We start from the raw sequence: 8,032 nt of genomic DNA, 5'->3' as shown, positions 1-8,032 counted from the left end.
GGCGCCGGTTACCCATGACCACGCCGTAGCGTTCCTTGCCACCCACCGTGTCCCGGAACGGAACCGCCGCATGCCAGATCTCGCCCGGACCCGGGCGTGCGGTCCGCAGGCTCTCTCATCCGCCGTCGCCGTCTGCCCAAGCGCCAGGTCCGTCGGCCGGCAGGTCGTAGAGGCCGACACGCTCGCGGAACTCCTGCGAGGCCGATGTCGGCCCCCGTCCTAAGCTCGGCACAGGCGCCGCGAACGGCGTCCGACCTCACGGAAAGGGGAGCCCCATGGCTCTGGACCGTCTGGCGCTGGAGTTCGCCGCCGAGATCAACAACCACGACTGGTCGGACGCCCCGTATCGGGCAGACCAGGCCGGGCATCGGCGAAGCACTGATCGGGGCGCCGGTGAGATCCTCTCCCGAGCAGATGCGAATCGCGTGCGGGCCAACGCCATGCTGGTCGTCGCGCAGGTGCTCGGGCATCGAGATCCGAACTTCGACCCGCACGAGTTCGCCGAGGCCTGCGGCGTGGAAGGCTTCAGTGCTGAAGCGGTCCGAGCCGGCCTGCGCATCAGCCTTGCGGGCCAGTACGCGACCCCGGGCACCTGGGACCACATGTAGGCGCGCGGGAAGGGCCGTCGAGAGGCCGATCCACCTGGCCCGATGGGAAGAAGCCTCAGACATGGCGCCGCTTGCCGGATACCTTCATCGAAGGGGGCGCATGGACCCGAGGTGTCGAAGCCACCGTGCCCGTTGGCGGCGAGTCCCTAAAGACTGTCCCGCTATTCGCTCATCCACACCCCTTGTGTGCTTCAGCGGCTGACCGGCCAGATAGGCATAATGAATCCGTTTGGGCCCGCCCGCGGAGCACGCGTAGCCTCTTGGGCCATGTGCTACCACGCGTTCAACGGCGCCTTCCGGCACTACGTGTGCGTTACGTGCCGGCTCTCCTTCAAGGGCAGCACGTGGCCGATCAGGAAGCACATCTGTCCTGGCTGTCGTGAGCAGCTCGTCTTCGCCGGCTACGACTTCGGCGCGCCCCAGCGGCGCGACACGAAGGCATGGTCCGTCGTTGCTGCCGTGCTCGCAGAGGGGCTGACTTACGACCACCGCCCGGGCTGCGGATGCTCGCCGCTCCCCTCGTTCCGTCCCCGGACCCGAGCACAGGTGCGTGTCCGCCGACGCGCGGCCGAGCGGCTGGGCCTACCCCTGTCAGTGGCCCTCGCCCGCCGCGATGCCCTCACCCCGGAGAGCCGCGACGAGCATCCACCCTCGCCGTCGGCAGCCAAGCCCGACAAGACCTGAGCGTCGCGACGGATGGTGCGGCGGCAGGAAGGAACAACGTGTAGCAACGGGAGTTAGGGGCACCGGAGCAGCGGTGTGATGATCTTGACGTGACTAGTCTGATCACGGCGTCGGAATCGTCCTGGACAGCCCCGTTCACCGGGCTGAGCCCACGTGCGTTCGGCAAGCTGATCACGATGCTGTGGAGCGAAGGTGCTGAGGCGATGCGCCGGGGCCGGCCGTGGAGCCTGCCCTTGGAGGACCGGACACTTCAGGTAGCGGCCTACTGTCGGACGAATCTGACCATGCGCCAGCTGGCCCCGCTGTTCGGGGTCTCCAAGTCTGCCGCGGACCGGATCATCGATCACCTCGGGCCGATGCTCGCCCTCCAGCCCCGCACGCGGTTCGCGAGGGACACTGTGCCGATCGTGGACGGCACCTTGGTTCCCACCCGTGATCACTCCATTGCCGAGCAGTCGAGGAGCTACCTGTACTCCACCAACCATCAGGTCGTCATCGACGCCGACACCCGTCTCGTCGTGGCGGTTGGCAGACCCCTTCCCGGCAACCGCAACGACTGCAAGGCCTGGGAGGAGTCCGGCGCGAAGGACGCCGTCGGCGCGACCATGACGATCGCCGACGGCGGCTATCCGGGCACCGGGCTCGTGATGCCCCACCGCCGCCGCGCCGGCGAGGCACTGCCCGGCTGGAAGCAAACAACAAATCCCACAAACAGGTCCGTGCCCGCGTCGAGCACGTCTTCGCCCGCATGAAGACCTGGAAGATCCTCCGCGCCTGCCGCCTCAAAGGCGATGGTGTCCACCACGCCATGCTCGATACCGCCCGGCTGCACAACCTCACCCTCGTTGGGTAGGCCGCAGGGGCAGGTAGGGGCCCACACCGCACAAGGCGGCTTGCAGAAGCCACGATGTCTTCGAAACAGGCATGTGGCTTGACATGTGCGCTGTGCCGCAGGACTCGTTGAAGGTGATGGCGACGCTGTTCTTCTCCTAGCGTTCGGTCAGGACCTGGGAGAGGAGTTCGGCGCCGTGGCGGTCGAGTTCCATGTAGCCGAGTTCATCGATGCAGAGCAGGTCGACGCGGCCGTAGCGGGCGATGGTCTTGTTGAGCCGCTTCTCGTCGGCCGCCTCGACCAACTCGTTCACGAGGCCATGGAGCCATCGGTGGCCGCTGAGGCCTTGCCCGCTGACTGCGGTCGCTTCGCGGTTGGCGCGACAACCGGGGAGGCGGCCGGGAACAAGCACTGGACAGCCGTCACAATCGCCTCTCGGCGAGCTCCCAGGAACGCGTCGCGGTCCGGCATGTGAGGCGGCGTCAGTTCGGGATGACTCACCCACGACATGGCGAGCTGACTGACGAACATCAGGATGTCAGCGGGGTCCCAGTGTTCAGGGAGTTGGCCCGCCTGCTGCGCTTCGCGCAACTGGTCCGTCTTGTGGAGCATCGCGGCCCGCATCGGATCGTCCGTGCCGGTCTCCGGCGTCGTCGCCAGTTCGAGGCGGCCCCAGTCCATGAGGCGGAGCCGGTCGGGATGGGCCGTGAAGTAGTCGTGGAGGCGTCCGGCGTAGCCGGGTAGGTCGGCGGGGTCCAGTTGTGTGGCCTGCGTGACCGCCGTCAGCTCGCGAGCGACGACCGTCGCGTACAAGTCTTCCTTGCTGCGGAAGTAGGCGTAGAGACGCTCCTTGCTGGTCCGCGCGGCCTTGGCGATGCGCTCGATCCGCGCGCCGGCGATTCCATGCCGGGCGAACTCCGCGGTCGCCGCGACGACGATGCGGTCGCGGGCCGAGTCTGCTGCGGTCCTGGCTGCCATAGGGCCACTTTACTTGACCGAACCGTTTGGTTTGCCAGTCGAGCCCACCCCACGTACAGTAAAACCGAACTGTTTGGTTTTGCATTTGGAGGTTCGCGGTGGAGACGAGAAAGCTGGGCACCCAGGGACTGACGGTCTCGGAGATCGGGTACGGCGCCATGGGAACGGCCATGGGCTACGGACCCTCGGACGACACCCAGTCGGTCACGGCAATCCGCCGTGCGCACGAGCTGGGGGTGACCCACTTCGACACCGCGGAGATGTACGGCTGGGGCGAGGGCGAGAAACTCCTCGGGCACGCTCTGAAGCCGATCCGCGACGAGGTGACCATCGCGACCAAGTTCGGCCTCACCCCGACAGGGTTCGCACCCGACTCACGGCCGGACCACATCCGTGAGGTCGTCGACAACAGCCTGCGCAACCTCGGCGTCGACAGCATCGACTTGCTTTACCAGCACATGCCCGACCCCGCCGTCCCGATCGAGGACGTGGTCGGTGTGATGAAGGAGTTCGTCGACGCCGGCAAGGTCAAGTACCTCGGTCTGTCCAACACCGACGAGGACTCCATCCGCCGGGCCCACGCCGTCCACCCGATCTCGGCACTCCAGAACGAGTACTCGATCTTCGCACCCCACGGCAGCGAGCGCCTGTTCCCCGCCCTGGAGGAGCTGGGCATCGGGTTGGTGGCGTACTCGCCGCTCGCACGCGGCTTCCTCAGCGGCGCGGCTCAGTCCCGCGAGCACTATTCCAACGACGACTTCCGGCAACTGCTGGCCTGGTGGGCGCCGGAGAACTTCGACGCCAACCTCGCTCTCGCCGGTGAGCTGAGCGCGTTCGCCGAGGTCAAGGGCACCGGCCTGGCGCAGTTGGCGTTGGCTTGGCTGCTCGCCAGGAAAACCTACATCGTCCCCATTCCCGGCTCACGCAACCCCGACCGCGTCGCGCAGAACATTGCCGCGGCCGACCTCACGCTGACTGCCGACGACCTCGCCCACATCGCCGGGATCGCTCCTGCCGGCGCCGTCGGAGGACACCTGGGCTGACGGCTGCCTACCACGGCGAGGCAGGCGGTCGGGACCGTGCCCACGGCCGAGGCCGGAGCGGGCCGGAATCGCCCCACGCTCCTGTGCGCTGTCTGTGAATTCTTTGCGTCATCCGCTGAGTCCGGACACCTTTCGGCACGTACTCCTCATCGGCCGCCCCGGCCAGGCAACGACAGCTCGGCACAAGCCGACGGACAGGAGGAACGGTGCAGCGTACGGGCCATGTGATGGGAACACTGTTCGTGGGCGGCGCTCTCGCACTGACGCTGGGCGCCCTCGCCTACCCAGCGATGCTGGGCATCAATACGGTGTCGACCTCGAACGACCGGATCATCGCCAACACGCAATGGGGACCGCTCACCGAGGGCGAACGGGACTTCGTGGTCAAAGTGCGTGCGGCCGGGCTGTGGGAGCACCCCCTCGGCCTGATCGGCTTGCAGAAGGGGCAGAGCCAAGCCGTCCGCGTCGCAAGCCAGCACCTCGTGGACGGGCACGCCGCGCTCGACACAAGCTGCCGCAAGATCGCACCGATGTTGAACATCACTCTGCCCAATGTGGCAAGTCCCCAGCAGGAAGGTTTCGTCAACCAACTGAAGGCGGAGTCGGGGAAGCAGTTCGACACGGACTTCGCCAACATCCTGCGCATGACCCACGGTTCGATCTTCAACGCCATCGCCAAGGTGCGCTCGACCACGAAGAACACCTTGGTCCGCGCCTTGGCAGATCAGGCGAACAACACGGTCCTCGACCACATCACCGTGATGGAGAAGACCGGCCTCGTCGACTTCGACACCACGGTCTTCAACCAGACCACCCCGCCCAAGCTGCCCAAGTCCGACATGACGCCGCCACCACCGGCGCCCGGTCAGCCCCAGGTCGTCCTCAATCCTCCGCCCAACCCGACCTCCACAGCGCTGGACCTCAGCGCCGCCCTGAACGGTACGCAGACAAACGGCGGTTAGGCGGGCGGGACGTCGTCCACGGCTTCGGACCGGGCGAAGTCCGATGGGTGGCCGAGCGTGCCATTGACTTCGCCACGAACGACACGCGGGCCTCCGACAGGGTCCGATCGAATCGTCACGCTTGCGTGGCTGTGCGGCCGAACCCAGTCATGAGGAAGTCGAGTTGTTTGCGCGCGAAGTCGTAGGTAGCCATGTCCGTGTGGCCCCGGAACTTGGTCTCGACGATCATGATGAGGGCCAAGTGCAAGGAGTACAGGCGTCGGCGAAGGCGCTGCGAGGGAGACAGTTCGACCAGGCCATACCCACTCATGAAGTCGGCGGGGTCACCGAACGCAGGAAGGTCGATGCCGGTGAATCCGGCTTCCATGAGCGGGTCCGCCCACATGGCGCGTTCATGGTCGAGGATCGAGACGATCCGGCCGTCTCTGATCATCGAGTTCTTCGCCCAGAGGTCGACTTCGACGAACCGCGGTTCACTGACGTCGTCCAGGACACTCGCGTTCTCCACGAAGACCGAGCGGACCGCGTCGTAGTGCCGGCCAATGTCGACACCTGCCCGTCGACCGTCGGCCATGGTGTCTTCCATCATCTGCAGGAACGCGTCGCGCCACGTCGCCGATCCCGGGCCCCGCAATGATCCGAAGTGCGGCCCCACAATCGAGTTGAGTTCCCGGTTCAGCGCGCCCAACTGCCGGCCGCCCGAGGCGACGACCTCGGTCGGCAACCGCCCCTCCTCCATGGCCAGGCCGAAGTTGTCCGCGTCCACATACTCCATGAAGAAATAGTCGGCCTCGACCAGCTCCCCGGACAGATCGGCGTGGTCGACCCGCGGAATGGGGACCGTGGTGCGTTCGCGCACCAGAGCCATGGCGGCGAGTTCCGTGCGCATCATCCCCTGCTCACGGGTCAGCACCGTGACATCGCCAGGAGGAGCGATTTTCAGTACCTTCTGCTGCCCGTCACGCAGCCGAATTCGGTAGGCGACGTTGAACCAGCCATGGGTGATCTCCGCGGCGAAGTCGTCACCATCAGGCACCTGCCCGATACCGTAGGCGCGTTCGATCATCACACGCAGCGTGTGCGACGACTGCCGGTTCTTGGTGATGCTCTCGGTAACGGCGTCCAACGAGGCTCCTCAAGGCACGGGATGCCCGGCACGTGGGCACGGATGCCCAGGAACTGGCTCATTCCCGGGGCGGGGTACAGGGTAGTTCGAATCCTCGTCGTGGTCGTAGGGCAAGGCCTTCCCGCCGTCGCGGCGAAATCTCCCCTGACGTCCCCGTCAACTCCGCCATCGTGCGGGAATGCCCCGCTTCAGGAGCGAGGTAGGCAGTCGGTGGAATGCGTCGGCAGGGTGCCCCGGGGTCGTCGGTCGCTGCGGGGGTTTCGATCGGGCCCGTGGTGCTACGGCAGTTGGTCGCGGCGGCGGGTCAGGTAGGCGGTCTCGGCGGTGTTGCCCGCCAGGTCGATGGCTTTGTCGTAGGCCGCGCGTGCCTGCTGACCGCGGCCCAGCCTGCGCAGCAGGTCGGCGCGGGCCGCGTGGTAGGCGTGATAGCCGGCCAGTTGGTCCTCAAGGCGGTCGACGGCCGTCAACCCCGCCTCTGGGCCGTGGAGTTCGGCGACCGCGATCGCATGGTTCAGGGCGATGATCGGTGAGGAGTCGAGGCGTACAAGTTGGCCGTAGAGGGCGAGGACCTGGGTCCAGTCGGTGTCACGGATGTTCGGGGCGGACGTGTGCACGGCGCTGATCGCGGCGAGGATCTGGTAGCGGCCCGGAGCCACCCCGATGGCGGCAGCGGCGAGACGCTCGCGGACCAGTCGGTGGCCCTCGGCGATCAGAGCCGCGTCCCAGTCACCGCGGTCCTGCTCGTCCAGGGAGACCAGCTCGCCGCCGGCCGAGACCCGGGCGGTGCGGCGGGCCTCGGTGAGAAGCATCAGCGCCAGCAGCCCGGCCACCTCGCCGTCGTCCGGCAGGAGGGCGCGGATCAGGCGGGTGAGCCGGATCGCTTCGGCGGTCAGGTCGTGACGTAGGGGATCGCTGTCGGGGCCGGTCGCGAGGTAGCCCTCGTTGAACATCAGGTACAGGACGGCCAGTACGCCCGACACGCGTGCCGGCAGATCCTCGGCGGATGGCACCCGATAGGGGATGCGAGCCGCCTTGATCTTGGCCTTCGCGCGGGTGATCCGCCGCTCCATCGCGGTCTCGGCCACCAGATAGGCGCGGGCGATCTCGGGCACGGTCAGACCGCCCACCATGCGCAGCGTCAGCGCTACGCGGGTCTGCATCGCCAGCGCCGGGTGACAGCAGGTGAAGATCAGCCGGAGCCTGTCGTCGTCGACGGCGCCGGCAGGCTCGGGTGGGTCGTCGTCATACATCATCTGAGCCTCCTTGTGCTTGTCGTCGCGCTTGCTCTCGCGGCGGATCCGGTCGATGGCCTTGCGGATGGCGGTGGTGGTCAGCCAGCCGCCGGGGTTGGGCGGTACGCCGTCGGCCGGCCACCGCTGGACGGCGGTCGCGAACGCCTCGGCCGCCGCCTCCTCGGCGATGTCGAGGTCGCCGAAACGCCTGGTCAAGGCGGCGACCACCCGGGCCCACTGCTCGTGGTGGGCGTGAGTGATCGCGTTCCGGACGTCGACGTCGTTCACTGGAACGGCCGCACCTCGATCTTCCGGTCGCAGGCCTTCGACGCCTCGGCGGCGAGTTTGAGCGCCACATCCAGATCGGGGGCCTCCCACACCCAGATGCCGGCGAGGTACTCCTTCGACTCCAGGAAGGGCCCGTCGCTGAACATCGCCTGCTCGCCCCGGTTGTCGATGACCGTGGCCGCGTCGGTGTCCGCGAGCCCGGCCCAGTCCCGCACGACCCGACGGGCCCTGCTCGGCTGGGCCGCCGACACGGGCGCCCTCGTACTGCCGGCCCACTTC

General features: G+C 67.4%; 8 protein-coding genes and 2 pseudogenes. 5 read left to right on the top strand and 5 right to left on the bottom strand.

What is annotated here, in order from left to right; translation table 11 throughout:
* Positions 1 to 275: 275 nt before the first annotated feature.
* From ACWEBX_RS35390 to ACWEBX_RS35380, 3 genes and pseudogenes are all read left to right on the top strand, one after another.
* Positions 276 to 608 (top strand): hypothetical protein, encoded by a 333-nt coding sequence (locus ACWEBX_RS35390; protein WP_451888857.1) that lies wholly within the window; start codon positions 276 to 278, stop codon positions 606 to 608.
* A 267-nt stretch (positions 609 to 875) separates the two neighbouring features.
* A complete protein-coding gene (locus tag ACWEBX_RS35385; protein WP_451888856.1) occupies positions 876 to 1,292 on the top strand; it encodes a hypothetical protein in 417 nt (138 codons plus the stop codon).
* A gap of 89 nt (positions 1,293 to 1,381) precedes the next feature.
* Positions 1,382 to 2,145 (top strand): annotated as a pseudogene (locus ACWEBX_RS35380) (transposase).
* A 139-nt stretch (positions 2,146 to 2,284) separates the two neighbouring features.
* Here ACWEBX_RS35380 and ACWEBX_RS35375 read toward each other — a convergent pair.
* Both ACWEBX_RS35375 and ACWEBX_RS35370 read right to left on the bottom strand, forming a co-directional pair.
* Positions 2,285 to 2,440 (bottom strand): annotated as a pseudogene (locus tag ACWEBX_RS35375) (ATP-binding protein); the annotation flags it as partial.
* On the bottom strand, positions 2,434 to 3,102 hold the full coding sequence (locus ACWEBX_RS35370; protein WP_451888855.1) for a TetR family transcriptional regulator: 669 nt from the start codon (positions 3,100 to 3,102) through the stop codon (positions 2,434 to 2,436). The gene ACWEBX_RS35370 and the pseudogene ACWEBX_RS35375, both read right to left, overlap by 7 nt.
* A gap of 98 nt (positions 3,103 to 3,200) precedes the next feature.
* On the opposite strand from ACWEBX_RS35370, the gene ACWEBX_RS35365 reads away from it, so the two are divergent.
* Both ACWEBX_RS35365 and ACWEBX_RS35360 read left to right on the top strand, forming a co-directional pair.
* Positions 3,201 to 4,145: an aldo/keto reductase gene (locus tag ACWEBX_RS35365; protein WP_451888854.1), complete on the top strand. Its 945-nt coding sequence runs from the start codon at positions 3,201 to 3,203 to the stop codon at positions 4,143 to 4,145.
* A 227-nt stretch (positions 4,146 to 4,372) separates the two neighbouring features.
* Entirely contained in the window at positions 4,373 to 5,107 is a 735-nt protein-coding gene (locus tag ACWEBX_RS35360) for a DUF4142 domain-containing protein (RefSeq protein ID WP_451888858.1), read from the top strand.
* A gap of 115 nt (positions 5,108 to 5,222) precedes the next feature.
* Here ACWEBX_RS35360 and ACWEBX_RS35355 read toward each other — a convergent pair whose 3' ends face one another.
* The 3 genes from ACWEBX_RS35355 to ACWEBX_RS35345 form a co-directional block, all read right to left on the bottom strand.
* Positions 5,223 to 6,233 carry a phosphotransferase family protein gene (locus tag ACWEBX_RS35355; RefSeq protein ID WP_451888853.1) on the bottom strand — a complete coding sequence of 337 codons (1,011 nt, stop codon included), beginning with the start codon at positions 6,231 to 6,233 and terminating at the stop codon, positions 5,223 to 5,225.
* 278 nt (positions 6,234 to 6,511) lie between these two features.
* Entirely contained in the window at positions 6,512 to 7,753 is a 1,242-nt protein-coding gene (locus tag ACWEBX_RS35350; RefSeq protein ID WP_451888852.1) for an RNA polymerase sigma factor, read from the bottom strand.
* A partial coding sequence (locus ACWEBX_RS35345; RefSeq protein WP_451888851.1) for a YciI family protein occupies positions 7,750 to 8,032 on the bottom strand: 283 nt, incomplete at its 5' end. The genes ACWEBX_RS35345 and ACWEBX_RS35350, both read right to left, overlap by 4 nt.

The organism is Streptomyces sp. NPDC005070, from assembly GCF_053600395.1.
This window is presented reverse-complemented; position numbering and strand designations above follow the sequence as displayed.